This is a genomic window from Streptomyces sp. AC627_RSS907 (assembly GCF_019049165.1).
This window is the reverse complement of record NZ_JAGMUE010000088.1, coordinates 14,729-36,097: the sequence shown is the minus strand read 5'-3', so window position 1 is coordinate 36,097 and position 21,369 is coordinate 14,729. Positions and strand designations below refer to the sequence as shown.

Genomic DNA, 21,369 nt, shown 5'->3' with positions numbered 1-21,369 from the left:
ACGTACCGGTGCGGTCGGGGCCTGTGGGGCCAGGGGGGGCTGGAGGGGGCAGGCGGGGGGCTGGAGGGGTCAGGAGGGGGATGGGCCGGGCCGCTGGAGCAACGGAAGGTGCGGAAGCGGTGGCAGCGGCGCCCGCAAGGAGACCGTTGGCGTCACCGCCGCCGTGGGGCGAACGGGCCCGGTTCGCGGCCGGCTTCATGCCCTGCCACCTCCTGGCAGTGGGCATGTCCAGGTCGAACTGGTCGAGGACGCGGGTGACGATGTGCTCGACGATGTCGGCAATGGTCGAAGGCTGGTTGTAGAACGCGGGGACCGGCGGCATGATCACGGCCCCGATCCGCGTCAGCTCCAGCATGTTCTCCAGGTGCACGGCCGACAGCGGGGTCTCCCGGGCCACGAGTACCAGTCGGCGCCGCTCCTTGAGCATCACGTCCGCGGCGCGGCCGATCAGCCCCTCTCCGTAACCGGTGCGGATCGAGGCCAGCGTCTTCATGCTGCACGGCACCACCACCATGCCGTCCATCCGGAACGATCCGCTGGAGACCGCCGCCCCCTGGTCGTCAGGGCTGTAGGACACCGATGCGAGCGCCTCGACGTCGCGCAGCGAGAGTCCCGTCTCCTGCACCAGCGTGGCCCTTGCCCACCGGCTGACGATCAGATGCGTCTCGACGCCCAGCTCTCTCAGCGCCTTCAGCAGGCGCACCGCGAGGGGTGCCCCCGTGGCTCCGGTCATGGCGACGGCCAGCTTCACTCTGCCGCCCTCCTTCCAAGCTCATTGCGACGTACACGTCCTATCACCCTCACGATAAAGTACGTGTACGTCCCAAACAAGCGCGCTCATCGAGCAGGAGGGCGGGAGTGGCGTCGTGGCGGCAGACGCAAGCCGGGGGACGCCACAGGCTCGCGTCGCGACGGGAGCGCTTCGCCAGGGCGTCAGGCGCCGGACTCCGCCATGGATTCGGCGGACGCGGCCACCGTCGCACAGAGGAGCTCGGCACCCGCACCGGGGAAACACGATGAGCTGTTTATGGACAGACTTTTCAAGGGCCGCGACGACAGAATCGCCCATTCGAGTGAGAGCACGGAAGGGGGAAAGCGGGTAACCACAGAACTGGGACAGTCACCACTGCCCTTCAGAAGATGTGGACGCGATTATCCGGGGAGGGAGGGGGCCATGTCCTACGGTCCCGCCCCGGACTTTCAGTGTGATTGTCATTTCTTTCCCTGTGGCCGTCAGCGCTTCTGCACGCGACGACGACCACCCGTCCTGCTTCTGGTACGAGCACACCTCCCCACGGAGGTGAACCACCGGGTGTGTGGCCGAATACGGGCACACGTGATTCTCCGTTTCCCGCCGCCCACGTCACTCCTCCGGCGGCGACATCGCGCGGTTCCGAGCATTCTCCGCCCGGGGACATACGGGGCCGTGCAGGCGCGGCACGCCTAAATCAGAGGCGGCACCGCAGAGTGCACTTCGTGTCCGCGGAGGCGTTCGGGTCGGCCGGTCCGTGCGGCCTGCCGTAAAGGGAAAGGGCTCCAATGAGAAGTGATCCTTGTTTTGTGGTGGAACCGTACAGCGAGAATTGCCAAGCGGTGTACGGGAAAAGGGAGCATGTCGTCGTCGGGGTAAGTCCCGGGAACAGCTATTTCCGGGTCGGTCTGCTGACCGATCTGCTCGGCTGGCTGTGCGCGGAGTTCAAGCAGGTCGACGTGGTGATCCCTGACTCCGCCCTGGTGCACACGTACGTGGCCCTGGGATATCCGGCCGAGAAGGCAGCGAAGAAGGCACACGCGGAGACGAGCGTGCTGCGCAACCGGGTCCTGCGGGCCTGGGAGGCGACCGGGAGCCCGAGGGGCGTCGACGGGGTGCACCGCATGTCGGAGCTGAGCACCCGAAGCTGCTACCAGAAGCTGCTGGCGAGCGCCGAGGGCATGCTGACCGACGACCTTCGGCTGCGGGCGACCGCACTGGGGATGAGCCGGGAGGTGCTGCTGGCCCGACGGCCCGGCTACGACCCGACGCCTCAACAGCTCGAACACGCGCTGCGGTACATCACAGCGGAACTGCCGTTCTTCCTGGGCTCGGCAGAGATCTTCGGAGTGCCGTCGTCCCTCTGCTTCTACCACCAGCGGATCCCGCTGGCGGACGACCTGTTCGCGGGGCGGTCCCGGCTGCGCGCCCCGGAGCAGCAGGGATACGCGGTGATCCGCCCGGAACAGCACGCCGAAGACCGGCAGAAGGGGAGCACGACATGACCGCCAAGGAGATCCGGGCCGCAGGCCTGACCGACCCCCACCTGTTCGCGGCCTACGCGGCGTGCGGCGCTTTCCTGCGGAAGCGCAACTCGGCGGCGTATCCGGCGGCCCGGATGCTGCTGGCTCCGGACAGACGCCCGTACTGGGACGCGATTCTGGCCTTCTCCACGTACGTGGACGACATCGTCGACGACCCGGACCTGCCGGTCACCGAGCGGAGGGCGCGGGCGGAGGCGTACGAGCGGAACGTGTTCGCGCTGATGGCCGGTGACGATCCCTGGGCCGACGGCACGGTCGGTGGACAGAGCCGGATGGGACGGCATCTGGCCCACGCCTTCGGCCACTTCGTGCGCACCTGGGACATCCCCGCGGACTCGGTCCGGACCTTCATGGCGACCATCCGCACGGATCTCGAGGTCGGACAGTACCCGTTGTTCGCCGATCTGGAGAGGTACATCCACGGCGTGTGCGTGCAGGGGGTCTTGTGGGGCAACGCACTGCTCATGCCCGGGGGGCGAAGAGAGCCCGAGGCCGAGCGGAAGGCGGCGGCCGCGAGTTTCGGGCTGCAGCTCACCGACTACCTGCGGGATCTGGCCGAGGACCTCGGCGACGGGCGGCTCTACCTGCCGCTGGAGGATCTGACCGCGTTCGGCCTGACCCGGGACGAGGTGGAGCGGGCGGCACGGCGGGCGCGGATGACCCCGACGCTGCGGGACCTGGTGCGCTTCGAGGTGGAGCGGGCCGGCCGGTACTTCGCCGAGGCCGCCGACTGGTGGCGGCTGGTCGACCCTCCCGCCCGGGAACTGCCCCGGCAGTACGTACGACTGGGCCGGTTCTCCCTGGAACGCATCATCCAGTCCGACTACGACATCTTCCGCACCCCGCCCCGGGCGCACCTGATGTGCGCGGCGTCCTCGGGCGCCAGCTTCTCCCTGGGGCTGACCCGGGTGATCACACAGCGCCTGACCACCCCGCGGCCCCCGGACGCCCGCCGCCCTCTGCCCGACGTCCAGCCCTGACACTCCGCCCGTGATCGGAGCCCCATGCAGCTCACCGTCGTCATGCCCGGCAGCGCCGAGCACCTCCCGCTGGTCCGCGGGGAATGCGAACAATGGACCGCCCCCGGCACCGAACTGCAGGTCGTGGCGCTCGGCGACGGCGTGGGATCGGTCGCCTCCCGCTACGAGATCGCCCTGGCCGGGCCCGCGATCCTGGCCGAGGTGGTGAAGGCCGCGGCCTCCGGGAGCGACGGGGTGTTCATCGACTGCGCCGGCGACCCGGTCGTGCACGCCGCCCGCGAGGTGGTGGACATCCCCGTCGTCGGCGGCTTCCAGCCCGCCCTGCTCACCGCGCTGGGACTGGGCCACCGCGTGGGGGTCATCAGCGTGCTGCCCGGCGTGGTGCCCATCTTCCACGAGCTGATCCGGCACGACGCGCTGAGCGAACGCTGCGGCTCCGTGCGGGTCATCAACACCCCCGTACTGTCCGTACACGATCAGGCCACCCTGGTCGACCACCTCTACGCCCAGGCGTCACAGGCCGTGGCCGCCGGTGAAGCCGATGTCATCGTGCTCGGCTGCACCGGATTCATCGGCGTCGCCTCGGCGCTCCAGGACCTGCTGGCGGCCGACGGGCGGTACGTCCCGGTCGTCGACCCCACCGGCGCCGCCCTCACCTGGCTGGAGAGCGCCGTGCGCATGAAGGTACGACCGAGCCGGACCACGTACACACCGCCGCCGGAGATGACATGGCTGTCCTGAGAGACGACGAGCAGGACGAGCGAGGAGCGGGACCGGCACGCGCCGAGCCGTCCGGGGACAAGCACGCTGTGGAGGACTTCTACGACCTGGTCACGGACTTCTGCGCGTCCGCGTCGGGAACGGACGCCCTGCACAAGGGGTACTTCGACGGCCCCGCGGATCCGGCGCCACTGGCTCGGGCCGCCGACCGGCTGACCCGGCTGGTCGGCGAACGGCTCAGGCTCGGACCCGGGACGGAACTGCTCGACATCGGCTGCGGCACCGGGCAGCCCGCCCGGCTGCTCGCGGAGGAGACCGGCTGCGCGGTCACCGGTACGGACATCGCCGTCCGGCAACTCGCCACCGCCCGTCGCCGCGCGGCGACGACACGGCACGGCGACCGCCTGGTCTTCCACCACGCCGAGGCGACCGCGCTCCCCTTCCCCGCGGACTCGTTCGACCGTGCCGTGATGATGGAGGTCCTCACACACCTTCCGGACACACCGGGCCCGCGCGGCAAGGGAGCGGCTCTGGCGCAGGCCGCCCGCTGCCTGCGGGTCGGCGGTCTGCTGGTGCTGGCCGACCTGACCCGCCTCCCCGCGCCGCCGGAGAGCCGACCGGCCTCGGCGGAGAGCCGACCGGCCTCGGCGGAAGTGCCGTCCATGCATGTTTCCACGCCGGAGCGTTTGCTGGCGCTCCTCGACGCCGCGGGGTTCGACCCGGTCGGTGTGGAGGACCTGAGCGAGCGGGTCCGGCCCAGCAGCCTGCGGACTCGCCGGGCGGTCGTCGAGCGGCGGCGCCCCCTGACGAGCGCCTACGGGGTAGCGGCCGTCGCCTCGATGACCGCGCTCGTGGAGGGACTGGCCCGGGCCGAGCGCGAGCTCGGCTACGTGGTGATCACCGCCGCGGTCCGGGCCACCAGCGGCGGCCGGCCCGGATACGCGGAGCGAAAGCACGCGTCATCGGCCGGCCCGGCTCCGCCGCCGAGCGGCACCCCCTCACCAGCCGGCCCGGCGTGACGTTCGACCGCGTCGGCACCCTCACCCCGGAGCCCCCTGGAGCACCCCGGAGCCCGCCGGAGCACCCAGGAGCGGGACAGCCGCCCCTTACGATGGGGTATGCCCGGAACGGGGCGGGTACTCCGGGAGACATGGCCGGAATCGATCTCAGCAGCAGCGCCTTCGACGACCACTCCTTCATCGCCCGCCGGTACGCGTACGAAGGGGACAACGTCTCCCCTCCGCTCACCTGGAGCGGCGTACCGGACGACGCCGCCGAACTGGTGCTGTTGTGCGAGGACCCCGACGCCCCGTCGGGCACCTTCACGCACTGGGTGGTGGTCGGCATCGATCCCCGCAGCGACGGCGTCGACGCGGGCCAGTGTCCGCCCGGCGGAACCGAACTCACCAACGGCTACGGTGAACAGGGCTGGGGCGGCCCGCAGCCCCCTCCCGGGGACGAGGCGCACCGCTACTTCTTCAGGCTCTACGCCCTGCGGGACCCGTGCGTCCTGCCCGACTCGCCCACAGCCGCCCAGGTCCACCAGGCAGTGGACGGACAACAGCTCGCGAGCGGCACCCTGGTGGGGCTGTACCAACGCTGAACGCTGAGGCGGCGGCTGCCCGAGCCGGCAGTGACATGGCCGGCTGGCTGCTGCACAACCACCTGGGGTGCGCATGTACGCGGTGTACGGACTGGCACCGGTGGCCGCCCTCGTCGTCATCGACGCCGGATACCTCGCCTCCGGACTCGGCCATCCGGCAGGGGCCGGTGACTACGCCGTGCCGGCCTGGACGTCGTCCGCCATGGGCATCGTCGCGGGCGCTCTCGGCCGGCCTGGTCACCGAAGACGCCGTGCGCCAAGCCACCTACAGCGGGCGGCAGCGTGAACGGCAGGCCCGTGACCGCGCCCTGTGCGACGCGGGCCGCGGCCCGGCCAGGGAGCAGGACAGCGGCGCCTTCCGTGACTGCCCCCGCCGAACCGAACCCGCCGGTCTTGACTCCACGCGACTCGAGTCTTACGCAGGAATCAGTGACACATGCGATGCGGCCGGGAGGAGGCTGCGATGGCACGTGCAGTGGGCATCGACTTGGGAACGACGAACTCCGTGGTAAGCGTCCTGGAGGGCGGCGAGCCGACGGTCGTGGCGAACACCGAGGGCGCGAGGACCACGCCGTCGGTCGTGGCGTTCGCCAAGCACGGTGAGGTGCTCGTGGGCGAGGTCGCCAAGCGGCAGGCGGTGACGAACGTGGAGCGCACCGCCCGGTCCGTCAAGCGGCACATGGGCGAGAGCGGGTGGCACTTCCCCGCGTCCGGTGACATCGACGGCAAGCGGTACGCCGCCCAGGAGATCTCGGCTCGCGTCCTGCAGAAGCTGAAGCGGGACGCCGAGGCGTACCTCGGCGAGGACGTCACCGACGCGGTGATCACGGTCCCGGCGTACTTCAACGACGCGCAGCGCACCGCCACGAAGGAGGCGGGGCAGATCGCGGGTCTGAACGTGCTGCGGATCATCAACGAACCGACGTCCGCCGCGCTCGCCTACGGCCTGGACAAGGGCAACGACCAGACGATCCTCGTCTTCGATCTGGGGGGCGGCACCTTCGATGTGTCGCTGCTGGAGATCGGCGAGGGCGTGGTGGAGGTGAAGGCGACCAACGGTGACACCCGTCTCGGGGGTGACGACTGGGACGAACGGATCGTCGACCACCTGGTGAAGCAGTTCAGGAACGGCTACGGCGTCGACCTGTCGAAGGACAAGATGGCAGTACAGCGCCTGCGTGAAGCCGCGGAGCGGGCCAAGATCGAACTGTCGTCGGCCACCGAGACGACGATCAACCTTCCGTACGTCACCGCCTCCGCCGAGGGTCCCCTGCACCTGGACGAGAAGCTCACGCGCGCCCAGTTCGAGCAGCTGACCGCGGATCTGCTGGAGCGCTGCAAGGGGCCGTTCCACAACGCCGTCTCGGACGCCGGGATCGAGGTGTCGGACATCGACCACGTGATCCTGGTCGGCGGCTCGACCCGTATGCCGGCGGTCACGGCCCTGGTGAAGGAACTGACCGGGAAGGACCCGCACAAGGGCGTCAACCCGGACGAGGTCGTCGCCATCGGCGCCGCCCTGCAGGCCGGTGTCCTCAAGGGCGAGGTCAAGGACGTCCTGCTCCTCGACGTCACCCCGCTGTCCCTCGGCATCGAGACCAAGGGCGGCATCATGACCAAGCTGATCGAGCGGAACACGACGATCCCGACGAAGCGTTCGGAGATCTTCACCACCGCCGAGGACAACCAGCCCTCCGTGCAGATCCAGGTCTACCAGGGCGAGCGCGAGATCGCGGCGTACAACAAGAAGCTCGGCATGTTCGAGCTGACCGGTCTGCCGCCGGCGCCCCGCGGCGTCCCGCAGATCGAGGTCGCCTTCGACATCGACGCCAACGGCATCATGCACGTGACCGCGAAGGACCTGGGCACGGGCAGGGAACAGAAGATGACCGTCACCGGCGGCTCCTCGCTGCCCAAGCAGGACATCGACCGCATGGTCCACGACGCGGAGCAGTACGCGGACGAGGACCGGCGCCGCAAGGAGGCCGCCGAGACGCGCAACCAGGCCGAGAGCCTCGTGTACCAGACCGAGAAGCTCCTGCGGGACAACCGCGACACCATCCCCGAGGACGCCCGTTCCGAGACGGAGGCGGCGCTGGGGGAGGTCAAGGAGGCGCTCAAGGGCGAGGACACCGCGGCGATCAGGTCGGCCGTCGAGAAGGCCACCGCCGCCGCCCAGAAGATCGGCAGCGCCCTGTACGCGCGTGCCGCGCAGACACCGAAGGAGGAAGGAGGTGCCCGCACGGCCGGCGACGAAGACGTGGTGGACGCGGAGATCGTCGACGACGAGGCGAAGGGAGGCACCGAATGAACCGGGATCCCTCCACCCCGAGGAAGCCGGGGAGGAAGCCGGGCGGAAGGCCGCCGGTCGTCATCCAGGACCGGCGGAGGATCGACCCGGTCGCCTTCCGGCCCCGCCGCCCGGCCCCGGCAGAGCCGGCCGGCACCCCCTCGAAGGGGCCCGCCCCGGCAACGGAGGCCGCCGCGCTGCGACGCGCGCGGAGTGAGGCAGCCGGGCTGCGCAGCGAGAACGCGGAGCTCATCGCGGATCTGCAGCGGCTCAAGGCCGAGTACGACAACTACCGCAAACGGGTGCGCCGCGACCGGCTGGCGATCCGAGAGATCGCCGTGGCCAACGTCCTGTCCGGACTGCTGCCCGTACTCGACGCCCTGGAGGCGGCACGCGGGCCGGACATCGACGACACCGCGAGCGGCGCCGTGGCCGACCTGCTCCGGGCACGGCTCACGGCGCTGGGCCTGCAACCCGTCGGGGTACCCGGGGAGTCCTTCGACCCCGCCGTGCACGAGGCCGTCACCTACCGCTCGTCGGACCGGGCACCCCGTGCCGTCTGCACCGAGGTGCTCCGGCGCGGCTACCGCGTCGGGGGGCAGCTTCTGCGCCCCGCCCAGGTTTCCGTCACCGGCCCGCCCCACACCCGGGCCTGGGGCTGAGAAGGAGAGCGCACGCCTCCCCCGCCGGATCCGGCCGCCCGGCGCGACCGGCCCGGGACGAACAGCCCGGGGGCCGTGGTGACATCCGGGGGTGAGGCCGCGCGGTGACCAGCGTTTCGGCTTCCCAGCGCCGGAACCGACGACGATGATCCATCACATGGCGTGGTGGCACAGGGCCGCCCGTCGTTCGTTCCCCAGCAAAGGAGACAGGCCATGGCGACCGGTACGGTGAAGTGGTTCAACGCGGAAAAGGGCTTCGGTTTCATCGAGCAGGACGGCGGCGGTCCGGACGTGTTCGTCCACTACTCGGCCATCACAGGCGGTGGCTACCGTGAGCTCAGCGAAGGCCAGAAAGTCACCTTCGACGTCATCCAGGGCGACAGGGGTCCGCAGGCCGAGAACGTCAGCCCGGCCTGATCAGGCAGCCTGATCGGGGCCAGTCGGCCAGACCGGCGGACTGGCCAAGGCCGGTCCCCGGCCCGGCTCGGACGGCCGGGGCGCCCTCCTTCACCTCTCGGCCCGTTCACGGAGGGTCCCGATCACCTCGTCGTCGCTCACCTGCTCGAAGTCGTCGTACCAGAGGCCGACCGCCTGGAAGTCCGGCGGCTGGTACAGACACATGACGTCGTCGGCTTCCGAGCGCATCTCGGCGCAGGACTCGGGGGCGCCGACGGGGACGGCGAGGATCAGCCGGGCGGGATTCAGGCGGCGCAGGTGTCGCAGTGCGGCGCGGGCGGTGGCGCCGGTGGCCAGGCCGTCGTCGACGACGATCACGGTCCGGCCTTCGACGTCGGGCGCGGAGCGGTCGCCCCGGTACAGCAGGGCGCGGCGGTGCAGTTCGGCGCGCTCGCGTTCGACGTCCGGGACGAGGCGGTCCTCGCTCAGGCCGAGCATCCTCAGGGCCCGTGTGTCGAACAGCGGCGGGTCGTCGCCCACGATCGCGCCGATACCCGCCTCCGGCCGGCCGGGCAGACCTATCTTGCGTGCGACCAGTACGTCCAGCGGCACACCGAGTGCCCGTGCGACCTGGGCCGCCACCGGGACACCGCCCCGGGGCAGGGCGAGTACGAGGGTGTGGGGAAGTTCGCCTTCGGACGCCCACTCCATGAGCCGGAGGGCGAGTTCCTGGCCGGCTTCGCTACGGTCACGGAATCGCATGGCCTGGTGACCGCCTTTCTCACGCGGGCGAAAGGGGTGCGTGGCACTGTTCGGGGTTTCCTGCCCGACGCCGGTGAAACCGCGACGGGCCTCCTCTGCCTCCCCCGCGCACGGCTTCAGTGTCCTCGGGGCCCTTCGGGCATGTGGTCGCGGAACCAGCCGGCGGCGGCCTCCGTGACCTGTTCGAGGGCGCCGGGTTCCGGGAAGAGGTGCGTGGCGCCCGGTACGACGTGGAGCCGGTGGGGCGCCGACAGTTCTCCGGCGGCGGCCCCGTTGAGGTCCAGGACCACGGTGTCGCTGCCGCCCACGACGAGCAGGACCGGGGCCGAGACCCGGGGCAGCGCGTCGCCGGCCAGGTCCGGACGACCTCCCCGCGACACCACCGCGGACACCCGCTCCGGCCGCTCGGCCGCCGCCGCCAGCGCGGCCCCCGCTCCCGTGCTCGCCCCGAACAGGCCCACGGGCAGCTCCGCCGTGTCCGGGCGCCGCTCCAGCCAGTCGACGGCGTCCGTCAAGCGGCGGGCCAGCAGGGCGATGTCGAAACGGTGCCGGGCCGTTGCGACGTCCTCGCGCTCCTCGTCCTCGGTGAGCAGGTCCAGCAGCAGAGTGCCGAATCCGGCCCGGTGCAGACCGGCGGCGACCGCGCGGTTGCGGGGACTGAGGCGTGAGCTGCCACTGCCGTGCGCGAACAGGACCACCCCGCGTGCCCCGGTGGGAAGCGTCAGGTCGCCGTCGAGCAGCGCGTCTCCCGAGGGCACCCGCGCGGTCTGCGAGACGGTGTGCGAGACCATGAGTGCTCATCTCCCCTGCGGCGGTACCGGGTCCGGGGCTCGAGTACCCGCCGGGGCCGCCACGCACCGTTCGGCGTTCCGCCGCGGCGACCTGTGACCCGACGGTCCCACGCGGTCGGGTGGGCCATGGAGGGCCGTGGGGGCCGTCGGGTCACAGATCGCCCGGTCCGCCCAGGCCCGTCAGGGCGCCGACCGGGTCGAGGTCGGGGGTACCGCGCGGCCACCAGTCGTCGTGGCCGGGCTCCGACTCGTAGGCGTACCAGAGACCGGCCCGGCCGAGTCGGAGCTGCACGTGGCCCCGGGGGTGGGTGAGGCGGTTGCGCCAGGGGCGGAAGGCGGGGAGGTCCGCGGCGAGCAGCAGGGGGCGGGCCCGGTCGAAGCGGCCGGCCGGCGGGTCCCAGGGTTCCTCCAGGACGTCGAGGCCGTCCGGGCCGCCCTGACGCCAGGCGGCCACGGCGCGCGCCAGCTCCGCCGGACCGCGGCCGGCGGCCGAGGCGAGGGCCGCGTAGAACGCACGGCTGCCGGCGGTGAGGCCGGAACCGGGGCGGGCCGCGGCGAGCCGGACCGCGTCCTGCCACAACGACAGCCCACCGACCGGGTCCCGGCCCGTGGTGAGCAGGGCGTACGCGCGGGCGGCGGCGTCGGTGGCCAGCTGGTCCAGGGCGAAGGGGTCGGGGCCGCCCGGTGCCGCCGGATAGGCCGGCGGCTGTTCGGGATGCGCGGGCGTGGGCAGCGGCGCCGGGAGGGGCGGACGGGAGCGCGCGGCCAGTGCCTCACTCGCCCGGACACCGGGCAGGGGGGCCGGTCCGCGGTCCTGGGCGGCGCGGGCCGCGCGGGCCGCGTTCAGCCGGGACAGGGCGTCGAGCAGATCGCGCTCGCCCCGGCCGCGCAGCAGGAGCAGGACGAAGGGGTCGGCGTCGAGCAGGCGTGCCGTCTGGTAGCAGAGGGCGGCGGCGTGCTTGCAGGGGTGCCCGGAGTCGGGGCAACTGCACTGCGGGGCGAGGTCGCCGGGGCCGGGAAGCAGGGGGACCCCGCAGTCGGCCAGGGAGGGGGGCAGCTCCTTGTCCAGGAGGGCGGCGATGTGCCCGGGCCGCTCGACGGCGGCGTCCAGGAACCGCTGCCAGTCGTCGTCGCCGAGCGTGCGCAGCCGCACCTGCACGCGGTACGGCCGGGGCCGGCTGCCCTGCACGTAGGCGAGGACGAGTCCGGGCGTCACGGTGATGGCGTCGACGTGCCCACGCTCGGCATAGACACGCCCCCGCGCCAGCCGCGCGGCGTCGAGGGCGCCGTCCTCCAACGCGGTCACCCACGCGTTCCCCCACCACGTCCCGGCGAAGTCCCCGCCCGCCGCCGCCCGGGGCGGGAGGGCGGGGAAGGTACGACGGAGTTCCCCGTCACGGTCCGGGGCGGCCATGGACCGGGAGGCTCGGGGCCTCCCGGGCGGCACGGGGCCGGGCCGACCGGGCGCCGCCGACCGCGGAGCCGGGCCCGGTGCCGCCGGACCACGCTCCGGATGCGCATCCGCCCGCTGCCGGGGCGTCGGAGGCTCGTGCGAGGACACGGCCGGGAGCCATGACGCGTCGGCAGGGGCAGGGCCTCGGGCGGGGCCCACCGCGTGCGCGGCGCGGGAGGACGCGGGAGCGGAGGCCGGGGCAGGGGCCGGGGTGGGCCCCGGGCCCGGCTCCACGTGCGACGTCACCACCGGGTTCCCGGTGGGGGAATCACCGGAGGACGCGAGGGACTCGCCGAAGGACCCGGGCGACCCGCCGGAAGACCCGGCCGACCCGCCGGCGGACCGGGCCGACCCGCCGGCGGACGTGACGGACTCGCCGGTCGCCCCGGCGGTCTCTCGCCCGGCCCCGGCGGACTTTCCGGAGGTCGGGAGCTCCCCGGCCGGGTCCGTCTCCGCCTCCGGTGGCAGCCGGAAGGCGCCCGCGATGAACTCCCGTACGGCGAGGGCGCGGGCGTCGGCGGTGCGCGAACGGCCGGCGGCGTGCGGGCGCCGCGCCGGGCCGGACAGCCGCCGGGGGGTCGCCGCCCCCTTGGCCGCGGTGTCCGCCCGGGCCTGCCGACGCGCCGCGCGCAACGCCTCACGCGCCGCATCGGCCGGTCGGCCGTCACCCCCTTCCACGGAGCCGGACGGGGGCGCGGCGGCCACACTGCCGGGAGGGGGCGTCGGACCGGGGGCGGTCGCCTCACCCGGAGGGGGCGCCGGGCGGGAGGACGGTCCCGCGGCACGGTCGGAGCTGTCCGCGGGGAAAGAGGTGGTCGCTTCGTCGGGAGCCATCGGCCCGGCCGACCGCGACGGACCGGTCGGCCGTGCGGGGTGAGCGGAATGAGCGGGATGAGCGGGGTGCGTCGGACGAGTCGGCGCCTCCGGACGGTCCGCTCGGGCGGTGCGGGACGGGTCCGCCCCATGACCGGGGGCCCTTCCCTCCCCCGCCGGGCTGTCGGCGTCACCGTCCGCCCCCGCGTGCCGTGCGGTCCGCGCGCCGTGCAGGGCCGCGCGGGCGATGTCCGCGGGGCGGGCACCGGCGTGCTCCTCCCGCGCCCGGTCCCGGTCGTCGTCCTTCCGGTCCGGGTCCCGGTGTTCCCGGTGCCGGTCCCGGGCGTCGTGGTTCTGGTCGTCGTGGTTCTGGTCGTGTTCCCGCACCGGCTCAAGGTCCGTGGCGCCGGCGGTGGGGCCGCCCGGCGCTCCCTCACCGCGCTCACGCGCCTCCCGCAGGGCACGGCGTGCCTCGTCGGCGGGCCGGGGGGTCATGACGGCCTCCGCAGGGACACCAGATCGGACAGTTCGCGCACCGTCAGCTCGGTGAGGGCCGACTCGCCGGAGCCGAGGACCGCGTCGGCCAGGGCCCGCTTGGAGTGCAGCATCTCGGCGATGCGGTCCTCGACCGTGCCCTCGGTGATGAGGCGGTGGACCTGGACCGGCTGGGTCTGGCCGATGCGGTAGGCGCGGTCGGTGGCCTGCTCCTCGACGGCAGGATTCCACCAGCGGTCGAAGTGCACGACGTGGCCCGCGCGGGTGAGGTTCAGACCGGTACCGGCGGCCTTCAGGGACAGGACGAGGACGGGGGTCGCCCCGCTCTGGAAGCGGTCCACCATGCGCTCGCGCTCCGGAACCGGCGTACCGCCGTGCAGCAGGTCGACGGGGACCGCCCGGGCGGTCAGGTGGGAGGTGATGAGACGGGCCATGCCGACGTACTGCGTGAAGACGAGGGCCGAACCGTCCTCCGCGAGGAGGGTGTCCAGCAGCTCGTCCAGCAGGGCGAGTTTGCCGGAGCGGGCGGTCAGCCGGTCGGCCCCGCCCTGCGGGGGCTCCTCCTTCAGGAAGAGCGCGGGGTGGTCGCAGATCTGCTTCAGCGAGGTCAGGAGCTTGAGGACGAGGCCCCGGCGCCCCATGCCCTCGGCCGCCTCGATGGCGAGCATCGACTCGCGCACCACCGCCTCGTAGAGCGCGGCCTGCTCGCGGGTGAGTGGGACGGGGTGGTCCGTCTCGGTCTTCGGCGGCAGCTCGGGGACGATGCCCGGGTCGGACTTCTTGCGGCGCAGCAGGAAGGGCCGGATCAGCCGGGCGAGGCGCTCCACCGCGGCCTCGTCCTCGCCGGTCTCCACCGCGCGCGCGTGCCGGGCGCGGAAGGACTTCAGCGGGCCCAGGAGCCCGGGGGTGGTCCAGTCGAGGAGTGCCCACAGCTCGGAGAGGTTGTTCTCCACCGGGGTGCCGGTCAGCGCCACGCGGGCCGGGGACGGAATCGTGCGCAGGGCCTTGGCCGTCGCCGAGTACGGGTTCTTGACGTGCTGTGCCTCGTCGGCGACGACCATGCCCCAGCGCTGCTCGGCCAGTGTCGCCGCGGCGGACCGCATCGTGCCGTACGTGGTGAGGACGAAGCCGCCGGCCAGGCCGTCCAGGGTGCGGTCGGCGCCGTGGAAGCGGCGGACGGGGACGCCGGGAGCGAACCGGGTGATCTCCCGCTGCCAGTTGCCCAGCAGCGAGGCCGGGCAGACCACGAGGGTCGGCTCGGTGCGGGCCCGCTTGAGGTGCAGGGCGATGACGGTGACCGTCTTGCCGAGGCCCATGTCGTCGGCGAGGCAGCCGCCGAGGCCGAGCGAGGTCATGAGGTCGAGCCAGGCGAGGCCGCGCAGCTGGTAGTCGCGGAGGGTGGCGTGCAGGCCGGGCGGCGCCTCGGCGGGGCGTACGCCGGCCGTGAGCCGGTCGCGCAGGGCGGCCAGGGCGCCGGCCGGCACCACGTCGACCGTCTCGCCGTCGGCCTCCGCGCTGCCGGTGAGGGCGACGGACAGGGCGTCGACCGGGTCGAGCAGGCCCAGGTCGCGCTTGCGTGCGCGCCGGACCAGGGCGGGGTCGACCAGTACCCACCGGTCGCGCAGCCGGACGACCGGGCGGTGGGCCTCCGCGAGGGTGTCCATCTCGGCCTCGGTGAGCGGGTCGCCGCCGATGGCCAGCTGCCAGCGGAACTGGAGGAGGTCCTCGCTCTCGAAGAAGCCGGTGCCGTCGGTCGCGGAGCCGGGCGCGGGCCGGACCACCGCGGTCGCGGTGAGGTCCTGGGCCAGGTCCCTGGGCCAGTGCACGGCGACCCCGGCGGCGGCGAGCCGTCCGGCCGCCACTCCCAGCAGGTCGGTGACCTCCTCCTCGGAGAGGCCGAGGACGTCGGGCACGTCCTGCGCCGTGAGCCGGTCGAGCGGGGGCCAGATCCGCGCCGCGCGCCGCACCGCCAGGGCGGCGTCCACGCGCGCGCGGGGACCGAACGCCGCGTCGGCCGCGCCCGACCACAGGTCCGCCGCGTCGGCCACGAGGGTGGGGTCGGCGAGGCTGTGCACCTGGACGACCGCCGCCCCCGCACGGCGTGCGCCACCGTCGCCGTCGTCCTCGGCGTCGAAGAGGTCGTACGCCGACAGGTCGAGGCGGAGCGAGATCCGCACGCCCGCGTCCATGCCGGCGGCGACCTCCGCGGCCCAGTCGTGGGCGTCCGGCAGGCGCTGGGCCGCGCGGGCGGCGAAGGGCCGGCCCGAGGCGTGGGGTGCGGCCGGGGTGCGGGGCAGGGTGTCGGCGACCGCGTCCAGGAAGGCGCGGACCAGGGCCTCCGGCTCCGGCAGCCGGATCGGGCCGGGGCCGTCCAGCGGGACCGCGTGGCCCTCCGGGGGCAGCGCGGCGGCCACCGCCCGCAGGTGAGCGATGTCGTCCGGGTCCAGGGGGCCGGCCCGCCAGGCGTCGTGGCCGCTCGTCGTCAGACCGGGCAGCAGCCGGCCGCGCGCGGCGAGCCGCAGGGCGTGCAGGGCCGCGGCGCCCCAGCAGGCGGTGGCCGGGTGGGCGGCCGGGTCGTGCCGGGCGCCCACCAGCAGGGGCAGTGCCTGGTCGAGCGGAAGCGACAGCGCGGGCGTCGTCCCGCGGCGTACGCCCGCACCGTGCCGGCGTACGACGGTGAGCCGGGTGTGTCCGGGGGGCCCGTCGCCGTCCTCGGCGGACGTCGCGGCGACGGCGGCGCCCTCGGGGTCCCAGAAGGCGATCCGCCCGTCGCGCGGGAGCGGCGCGGGCAGGAAGACGGCGGCGAGCCGGAGGGGGACGGACGGAGCGGCCGCCTCCGGTCGGCCCGCTGTCCCCCGCTCCCCCGCCTGCCCGGGGGCGCCCGGGTCCGCCAGGCCCGTGTCGCTCATGTGTCTGTCACCTCCCGCCCGTGTGCCGGATCAGATGTCTTCGACTCTACGGGCGGGGTCTGACAACCGGTCCCGGAGGTCCGCCGGGGCCCGGTCGTCGCACGCGCGCGGTCAGGGAACCGTGTGCGAGACGACGTACACCATCGGATAGTCCGGATTTGCCATGTTCACGACGACATCCTGGGTGGGTGCCGGGTCGCGCTGCTCGTGGACCAGCCCCCACCAGGGCCCGGGCCCGCCGAACTCCCAGCCGGTGACCTGCTGGGCGCGGTCACTGATGGCGATCTTCTGGGGTCGCAGTGCGTCCCGGTCGAGGCCCAGCCCCGCCAGGAAGGCGTCCAGGCCGGCGACGGTGGTCTCGAACTGGACGTAGAGGCGACTGGTCCTCCAGTTGTTCGTCTCGTAGTACGCGACCTCTTCGGACGGGACCGGGACGGGCACCTCGTAGATGCGGCGCTGCAGCTTGGACGGCCAGCCCTCGGTCATGCCGGTCGCCGCGTACTTCGCCTCCTTCTGCCGGCCGCTGTCGCGGCTCTGGTTGGCGGAGATCACGAGGTAGCCGGCCGGGATGCCGATGAGCAGCACGATGATGAGCAGGGTGAGCGCCCGGCGCCGGATCATGTGCCAGCGGTCCTCGGCCGGGGGGCCGGGCTCGTCCGGGTGCCCGGGTTCCTCCGGCGGTCCGGGCTCGTCCGGCGGCCCGGACACGTGCTGCGGCGCGGGGGCCGTCACAGCGACTCCCGGGACGTGCGGCGGGCCTCCGCGTACCGCTCGTAGCGCTCGTACCGCTCCACCCGGCGCCGTTTGGCGCGCCGGAAGCGACGCGCGACCAGACGGGCCAGGTCGGCGGCGCCCACCATGCCGGCCTCCGGGCCGAGCTGGGCGCGGACGATGCGGGCCTCGGGGCGGTAGCCCCGGCCGGTGAGCTGGCGCTTGAAGGCGTCGCGCGCGGGGCCGATCAGCAGGTCGTCGGCGGCGCTGACCCCGCCGCCGATCACGAAGCAGGACGGGTCGAGTGCCGCCGCGAGGTTCGCGATGCCGACGCCGAGCCACTGTCCGATGTCCTGGAGCAGCTCGATACACATGGCGTCGCCCTCGCGGGCCAGCTCGGTGATCATCGGGCCCGTGATGTCGCCGATGCTGCCCTTGACGTGCTCGATGATCCCGTAGGCCACCGGCGAGTCGGCGGCGGCCAGCTCCCGGGCCTCCCTCACCAGCGCGTTGCCGGAGCTGTACTGCTCCCAGCAGCCGCGGTTGCCGCACGGGCAGCGGTGGCCGCCGGGCACCACCTGCATGTGCCCGAACTCACCGGCGACGCCGTACTTGCCCCGCTTGACCTGGCCGTCCTCCAGGATCGCGCCGCCGATGCCGGTGCCGAGGGTGATCATGACGAGGTGGTCCTCGCCGCGGCCGGCGCCGAAGCGCCACTCGGCCCAGGCGGCGGTGTTGGCGTCGTTGTCCACCAGGACGGGGACCGCGAGGCGGCCGGCGATGCGGTCGCGCAGGGGTTCGTTGCGCCAGGACAGGTGGGGGGCGAACAGCACGCGGTTGCGGTCGGCGTCGACCCAGCCGGCCGCACCGATGCCGACGGCGTGCACGTCGTGCCGGTCGGACAGGTCCAGGACCAGTTCGACGATGGTGTCCTCGACGACCTTCGGGCTCTTGGACTTGTCCGGGGTCTCCGTGCGGAGCTTCTCCAGGATGTTGCCGTCGGCGTCGACGACGCCCGCCATGACCTTCGTGCCGCCGATGTCGATGCCGACCGTCGGCACGCGGGGCGCCGTGAGGTGCGAGCGGCGTTCCCTCGTGCCCACGGTGCGCAGGACCGGGGCGCGGCGGGAGCCGATGGGGGCGGTGAAGTCGCGGTAGGTGCTCATCGGGTGCGATTGTGCCGCACGGCCGCGCCGGGTGCCGAATGCGACCGGGGCGGGTGGAGCGGTTCGTCGCCGGTGCGAGTGCGGCTCGCGGCCGGAATGCGAGGCCGCTCACTGCCGGTGCGAGTGCGGCTCGCGGCCGGAATGCGAGGCCGCTCACTGCCGGTGCGAGTGCGGCTCGCTGCCGGGGTGCGAGACGGCTCGCTGCCGGTGCGAGTGCGTCATGGCTGGTCGTGCCCACGCGGCGGAGCCGCACGGGACCCGGCCCCCTCCGGCCGCTAGGACGGGCGTTGCAGCTCGTGGCGGAGGTCGTCCAGCTCGTTTCCGCCCGCCATCTGCCTCGTCAGCTCGTCCAGCGTGATGTCGTCCCGTTCGTGGCTGCCGACCATCGTGCCCCGCTTCAGGAGGACGAACCGGTCGCCCACCAGGTACGCGTGGTGCGGGTTGTGGGTGATCAAAACAACACCGAGGCCCTGGTCACGTGCCGCCGCCACGTACTTCAGGACCACGCCGGACTGCTTCACGCCCAGGGCCGCCGTCGGCTCGTCGAGCACCAGGACCTTCGCACCGAAGTACACCGCGCGGGCGATCGCCACGCACTGGCGTTCGCCGCCGGAGAGGGTGCCGATGGGCTGGTCGACGTCGCGCAGGTCGATGCCCATGCGGAGGAGTTCCGCGTGGGTGGTGCGGCGCATGTGGTCGACGTCCATGCGCTTGAAGGGGCCCACGCCCTTGCGCGGCTCGGAGCCGAGGAAGAAGTTCCGCCAGACCGGCATGAGCGGTACGACGGCCAGGTCCTGGTAGACGGTGGCGATGCCGCGGTCCAGGGCCTCGCGCGGGGAGGCCAGCCGGGTCTCCTCGCCGTCGAGGCTGAGCGTGCCGCCGTCGTGCTGGTGCAGGCCCGAGATGATCTTGATCAGGGTCGACTTGCCGGCGCCGTTGTCACCCAGCACGCAGGTGATGTCACCGGCGTGGACCTCCAGCGACACGCCCTCCAGGGCGCGGACGTTGCCGTAGTTCTTGCTGACGTCGGACAGCTCGACGAGCGCCGTGCGGCTAGCGGTCTGCGTCATGTGGCGGCCTCCGCGCGCTTGCGGACCCAGGCGTTGAGCAGGGTCGCGAGGAGCAGCATCGCTCCGAGGAAGAACTTGAACCAGTCGGGGTTCCACTCGGCGAAGACGATGCCCTTGCTGGTCATGCCGAAGATGAGCGCGCCGACCGCCGAGCCGACGGCGCTTCCGTACCCACCGGTGATCAGGCAGCCGCCGATGACGGCGGCGATGATGTAGATCAGCTCGTTGCCGACGCCCTCGCCGGACTGGACGACGTCGTACGAGAACAGCAGGTGCTGGCCCGAGATCCAGGCGCCGAACGCCACGCCCATGTAGAGGCCGATCCTGGTTCTCGCGACCGGGACGCCGACCGCGCGGGCGGCGTCCTTGTTGCCCCCGACCGCGAAGATCCAGTTGCCGGCGCGGGTGCGCAGCAGGATCCAGCTGGCGACGGCGACCAGGGCGAGCCACCACAGGATGGTGACCTTGAAGCCGACGCCGCCGATGGTGACGGTGGAGGCGAAGACGTCACGGGCGGAGGGGAAGCCCTCCAAGTCGGCGATCGTCTTGGTGGAGACGGTGCCGTCGATCAGCTTGGTGAAGCCCAGGTTCAGGCCGGTCAGCATGAGGAAGGTGCCCAGCGTGATGATGAAGCTGGGCAGCTTGGTGCGGGTGAGCATGAAGCCGTTGAAGGCGCCGATCGCCAGCGTGACCAGCAGGGACACGCCGACGCCGACCCAGACGTTGGCGGTCATCTGGTAGCTGAACATCGACGACACCAGGGCCGACGAGGTCACCATGACGCCCGCGGACAGGTCGAACTCGCCGCCGATCATCAGCAGCGCCACGGGGACGGCCATGATGCCGATCGTGGAAGCGGCGTAGAGGACCGTGCTGAGGCTGGAGGCGCGCAGGAAGCTGTCGGCGAAGAACGCGAAGAAGACGAAGACGGCGATCGCGCCGACGACGGATCCCAGCTCCGGGCGGCCCAGCAGCTTCCGCAGCGGAGAGGTCTGCAGAATCCTTTCGTCAGCGCGGGCTTCCGTGGCGGCGCTCATCGGGTGCCCCGCTTCGTGTAGTCGGCCAGCGCGGCGGCGTCGTCCTTGGTGATGATCTGCGGCCCGGTGAGCACCGGCCGGCCGCCGCCGAGGACGTCGGCGTTGTACTTGTAGAGCCACAGCAGGTCGACCGCCTCGTAGCCCTGGAGGTAGGGCTGCTGGTCGACGGCGAAGCCGAGGGTGCCGTCCTCCAGCCCGGCGGCCACCTTGGCGTTGAGGTCGAAGGTGTCGATCTCCGCCTCGCTGCCCGCGCCCTGCTTGGCCTTCACGGCGGTGTCGGCGTAGGGGGCGCCGAGGGTGACCACGGCGTCGAGGGACTTGTCGGTCTGGAGCTTGGCCTCGAGGGCGGACTGCACGTCCGGCATGCTGGTGCCGTTGACGTAGAGCCGCTGGACCTTGCCGTCGAACGTCTTCTCCACGCCGTCGCAGCGCTGCTCGTGACCGACGTTGCCCTGCTCGTGCAGCACGCAGAGCGCCTGCTTGCGGCCCCGCGCGTTCAGTTCCTCGCCGACGGCCTCGCCGGCGATCGTCTCGTCCTGGCCGATGTGGGTGAGCGCGCCGAACTCCTTGGACTCCTGCGAGCCGGAGTTCACGGTGACCACCGGGATGCCCGCCTTCCGTGCCCGGTCCAGGGCCGACTTCATGGCGTCGGGCTTGGCGAGGGTGACGATGATCCCGTCGACCTTCTTGTCGACGGCCGCGTCCACGAGCTGCGCCTGCTGCTGGGCCTCGTCGTCGTGGGAGTACAGGAAGTTGATGTTGTCCTTCACGGCGGCCTGCTCGGCGCCGCTCTGGACGATGTCCCAGAAGGTGTCACCATCACCCGAGTGAGTGATCATCGCGAAACTCCAGCGGGGGGTGTTCACCGCCGCCTTCCCCTGGGCCGACGCGGCCTTGCGGGCGTCCTCGGCGCGTTTGCCGCCGGTGCTGCTGCAGCCGGCCAGGGACACCGACAGTGCCCCCGCCAGCGCGATGCCTACCCAGGTCCGAAACCGTGCCACGAGGCCGTGCCCTTCTTGCTGTGCCGTGCTGTGCGTGCCGGGATCCCGGTGAACCCGGCCGGGTTCTGGAAACCCCAAACGCCCCATTGTCCGACACGAGAAACGATCACTCGGCGCCGGGGAGCAGACGACGGTCACATTGTCCGGACATGCGGACGGACTCGCACGGCGAAGCCGGGCCGGCCGGACGGCACGGACGGACGAGCCGCACGGCA

The 21,369-nt window shown here is 72.7% G+C and carries 18 protein-coding genes and 1 pseudogene; 9 read left to right on the top strand and 10 right to left on the bottom strand.

All coding sequences use genetic code 11. The annotated features are described in order from the left end of the window. Positions 1-172 precede the first annotated feature (172 nt). Positions 173-751: pseudogene (locus tag KUM32_RS19615) on the bottom strand (UbiX family flavin prenyltransferase); the annotation flags it as partial. A gap of 788 nt (positions 752-1,539) precedes the next feature. On the opposite strand from KUM32_RS19615, the gene KUM32_RS19610 reads away from it, so the two are divergent. The 9 genes from KUM32_RS19610 (at position 1,540) to KUM32_RS19570 (ending at position 8,967) form a co-directional block, all read left to right on the top strand. Next, on the top strand, positions 1,540-2,256 hold the full coding sequence (locus KUM32_RS19610; RefSeq protein WP_217143230.1) for a tRNA-dependent cyclodipeptide synthase: 717 nt from the start codon (positions 1,540-1,542) through the stop codon (positions 2,254-2,256). Next, on the top strand, positions 2,253-3,275 hold the full coding sequence (locus KUM32_RS19605; RefSeq protein ID WP_217143229.1) for a squalene/phytoene synthase family protein: 1,023 nt from the start codon (positions 2,253-2,255) through the stop codon (positions 3,273-3,275). The genes KUM32_RS19610 and KUM32_RS19605 overlap by 4 nt, the downstream gene beginning before the upstream one ends. Before the next feature lie 24 nt (positions 3,276-3,299). Continuing rightward, a complete protein-coding gene (locus KUM32_RS19600) occupies positions 3,300-4,016 on the top strand; it encodes an aspartate/glutamate racemase family protein (protein ID WP_217143228.1) in 717 nt (238 codons plus the stop codon). Next, positions 4,004-5,014, top strand: coding sequence for a cyclopropane-fatty-acyl-phospholipid synthase family protein (locus KUM32_RS19595; protein WP_217143227.1), 1,011 nt, complete (start codon positions 4,004-4,006; stop codon positions 5,012-5,014). Before KUM32_RS19600 ends, KUM32_RS19595 begins: the two co-directional genes overlap by 13 nt. A 131-nt stretch (positions 5,015-5,145) precedes the next feature. Continuing rightward, the gene (locus KUM32_RS19590; protein ID WP_217143226.1) at positions 5,146-5,598 is read left to right on the top strand and encodes a YbhB/YbcL family Raf kinase inhibitor-like protein; all 453 of its coding nucleotides are present in this window, start codon (positions 5,146-5,148) and stop codon (positions 5,596-5,598) included. 73 nt (positions 5,599-5,671) lie between these two features. Next, on the top strand, positions 5,672-5,884 hold the full coding sequence (locus tag KUM32_RS19585) for a hypothetical protein (RefSeq protein WP_217143225.1): 213 nt from the start codon (positions 5,672-5,674) through the stop codon (positions 5,882-5,884). A gap of 177 nt (positions 5,885-6,061) precedes the next feature. Next, positions 6,062-7,909, top strand: coding sequence for a molecular chaperone DnaK (dnaK, locus tag KUM32_RS19580; protein ID WP_217143224.1), 1,848 nt, complete (start codon positions 6,062-6,064; stop codon positions 7,907-7,909). Next, positions 7,906-8,550 (top strand): nucleotide exchange factor GrpE, encoded by a 645-nt coding sequence (locus KUM32_RS19575; protein WP_217143223.1) that lies wholly within the window; start codon positions 7,906-7,908, stop codon positions 8,548-8,550. Before dnaK ends, KUM32_RS19575 begins: the two co-directional genes overlap by 4 nt. 213 nt (positions 8,551-8,763) lie before the next feature. Next, positions 8,764-8,967 (top strand): cold-shock protein, encoded by a 204-nt coding sequence (locus tag KUM32_RS19570; RefSeq protein WP_217143222.1) that lies wholly within the window; start codon positions 8,764-8,766, stop codon positions 8,965-8,967. Positions 8,968-9,057: 90 nt separating this feature from the next. Here KUM32_RS19570 and KUM32_RS19565 read toward each other — a convergent pair whose 3' ends face one another. From KUM32_RS19565 to KUM32_RS19525, 9 genes are all read right to left on the bottom strand, one after another. Continuing rightward, positions 9,058-9,708, bottom strand: coding sequence for a phosphoribosyltransferase (locus KUM32_RS19565; RefSeq protein WP_217143221.1), 651 nt, complete (start codon positions 9,706-9,708; stop codon positions 9,058-9,060). 116 nt (positions 9,709-9,824) lie between these two features. Next, the gene (locus KUM32_RS19560; RefSeq protein WP_217143220.1) at positions 9,825-10,499 is read right to left on the bottom strand and encodes a dienelactone hydrolase family protein; all 675 of its coding nucleotides are present in this window, start codon (positions 10,497-10,499) and stop codon (positions 9,825-9,827) included. Positions 10,500-10,650: 151 nt separating this feature from the next. Next, positions 10,651-12,786 carry an SWIM zinc finger family protein gene (locus tag KUM32_RS43585; protein WP_254405838.1) on the bottom strand — a complete coding sequence of 712 codons (2,136 nt, stop codon included), beginning with the start codon at positions 12,784-12,786 and terminating at the stop codon, positions 10,651-10,653. 470 nt (positions 12,787-13,256) lie between these two features. Further along, positions 13,257-16,169: a DEAD/DEAH box helicase gene (locus KUM32_RS19550; protein WP_217143218.1), complete on the bottom strand. Its 2,913-nt coding sequence runs from the start codon at positions 16,167-16,169 to the stop codon at positions 13,257-13,259. A 111-nt stretch (positions 16,170-16,280) separates the two neighbouring features. Beyond that, entirely contained in the window at positions 16,281-16,877 is a 597-nt protein-coding gene (locus KUM32_RS19545; RefSeq protein ID WP_217143233.1) for a sugar kinase, read from the bottom strand. A gap of 20 nt (positions 16,878-16,897) precedes the next feature. Then, positions 16,898-18,046: an ROK family glucokinase gene (locus KUM32_RS19540; protein ID WP_217143217.1), complete on the bottom strand. Its 1,149-nt coding sequence runs from the start codon at positions 18,044-18,046 to the stop codon at positions 16,898-16,900. A gap of 275 nt (positions 18,047-18,321) precedes the next feature. Further along, the gene (locus KUM32_RS19535) at positions 18,322-19,116 is read right to left on the bottom strand and encodes an ATP-binding cassette domain-containing protein (protein WP_217143216.1); all 795 of its coding nucleotides are present in this window, start codon (positions 19,114-19,116) and stop codon (positions 18,322-18,324) included. Continuing rightward, positions 19,113-20,153 (bottom strand): ABC transporter permease, encoded by a 1,041-nt coding sequence (locus KUM32_RS19530; RefSeq protein WP_217143215.1) that lies wholly within the window; start codon positions 20,151-20,153, stop codon positions 19,113-19,115. Before KUM32_RS19530 ends, KUM32_RS19535 begins: the two co-directional genes overlap by 4 nt. Beyond that, entirely contained in the window at positions 20,150-21,154 is a 1,005-nt protein-coding gene (locus tag KUM32_RS19525) for a sugar ABC transporter substrate-binding protein (protein WP_217143214.1), read from the bottom strand. The genes KUM32_RS19530 and KUM32_RS19525 overlap by 4 nt, the downstream gene beginning before the upstream one ends. Between the last annotated feature and the right edge of the window lie 215 nt (positions 21,155-21,369).

Coding starts and splice junctions, on each gene's coding strand:
- KUM32_RS19590 (WP_217143226.1), top strand. CDS start 5,146: ATGGCCGGAATCGATCTCAGCAGCAGCGCCTTCGACGACCACTCCTTC.
- KUM32_RS19595 (WP_217143227.1), top strand. CDS start 4,004: ATGGCTGTCCTGAGAGACGACGAGCAGGACGAGCGAGGAGCGGGACCG.
- KUM32_RS19610 (WP_217143230.1), top strand. CDS start 1,540: ATGAGAAGTGATCCTTGTTTTGTGGTGGAACCGTACAGCGAGAATTGC.
- KUM32_RS19535 (WP_217143216.1), bottom strand. CDS start 19,116: ATGACGCAGACCGCTAGCCGCACGGCGCTCGTCGAGCTGTCCGACGTC.
- KUM32_RS19530 (WP_217143215.1), bottom strand. CDS start 20,153: ATGAGCGCCGCCACGGAAGCCCGCGCTGACGAAAGGATTCTGCAGACC.
- dnaK (WP_217143224.1), top strand. CDS start 6,062: ATGGCACGTGCAGTGGGCATCGACTTGGGAACGACGAACTCCGTGGTA.
- KUM32_RS19570 (WP_217143222.1), top strand. CDS start 8,764: ATGGCGACCGGTACGGTGAAGTGGTTCAACGCGGAAAAGGGCTTCGGT.
- KUM32_RS19550 (WP_217143218.1), bottom strand. CDS start 16,169: ATGAGCGACACGGGCCTGGCGGACCCGGGCGCCCCCGGGCAGGCGGGG.
- KUM32_RS19560 (WP_217143220.1), bottom strand. CDS start 10,499: ATGGTCTCGCACACCGTCTCGCAGACCGCGCGGGTGCCCTCGGGAGAC.
- KUM32_RS19600 (WP_217143228.1), top strand. CDS start 3,300: ATGCAGCTCACCGTCGTCATGCCCGGCAGCGCCGAGCACCTCCCGCTG.
- KUM32_RS19605 (WP_217143229.1), top strand. CDS start 2,253: ATGACCGCCAAGGAGATCCGGGCCGCAGGCCTGACCGACCCCCACCTG.
- KUM32_RS19575 (WP_217143223.1), top strand. CDS start 7,906: ATGAACCGGGATCCCTCCACCCCGAGGAAGCCGGGGAGGAAGCCGGGC.
- KUM32_RS19565 (WP_217143221.1), bottom strand. CDS start 9,708: ATGCGATTCCGTGACCGTAGCGAAGCCGGCCAGGAACTCGCCCTCCGG.
- KUM32_RS43585 (WP_254405838.1), bottom strand. CDS start 12,786: ATGGCTCCCGACGAAGCGACCACCTCTTTCCCCGCGGACAGCTCCGAC.
- KUM32_RS19585 (WP_217143225.1), top strand. CDS start 5,672: ATGTACGCGGTGTACGGACTGGCACCGGTGGCCGCCCTCGTCGTCATC.
- KUM32_RS19540 (WP_217143217.1), bottom strand. CDS start 18,046: ATGAGCACCTACCGCGACTTCACCGCCCCCATCGGCTCCCGCCGCGCC.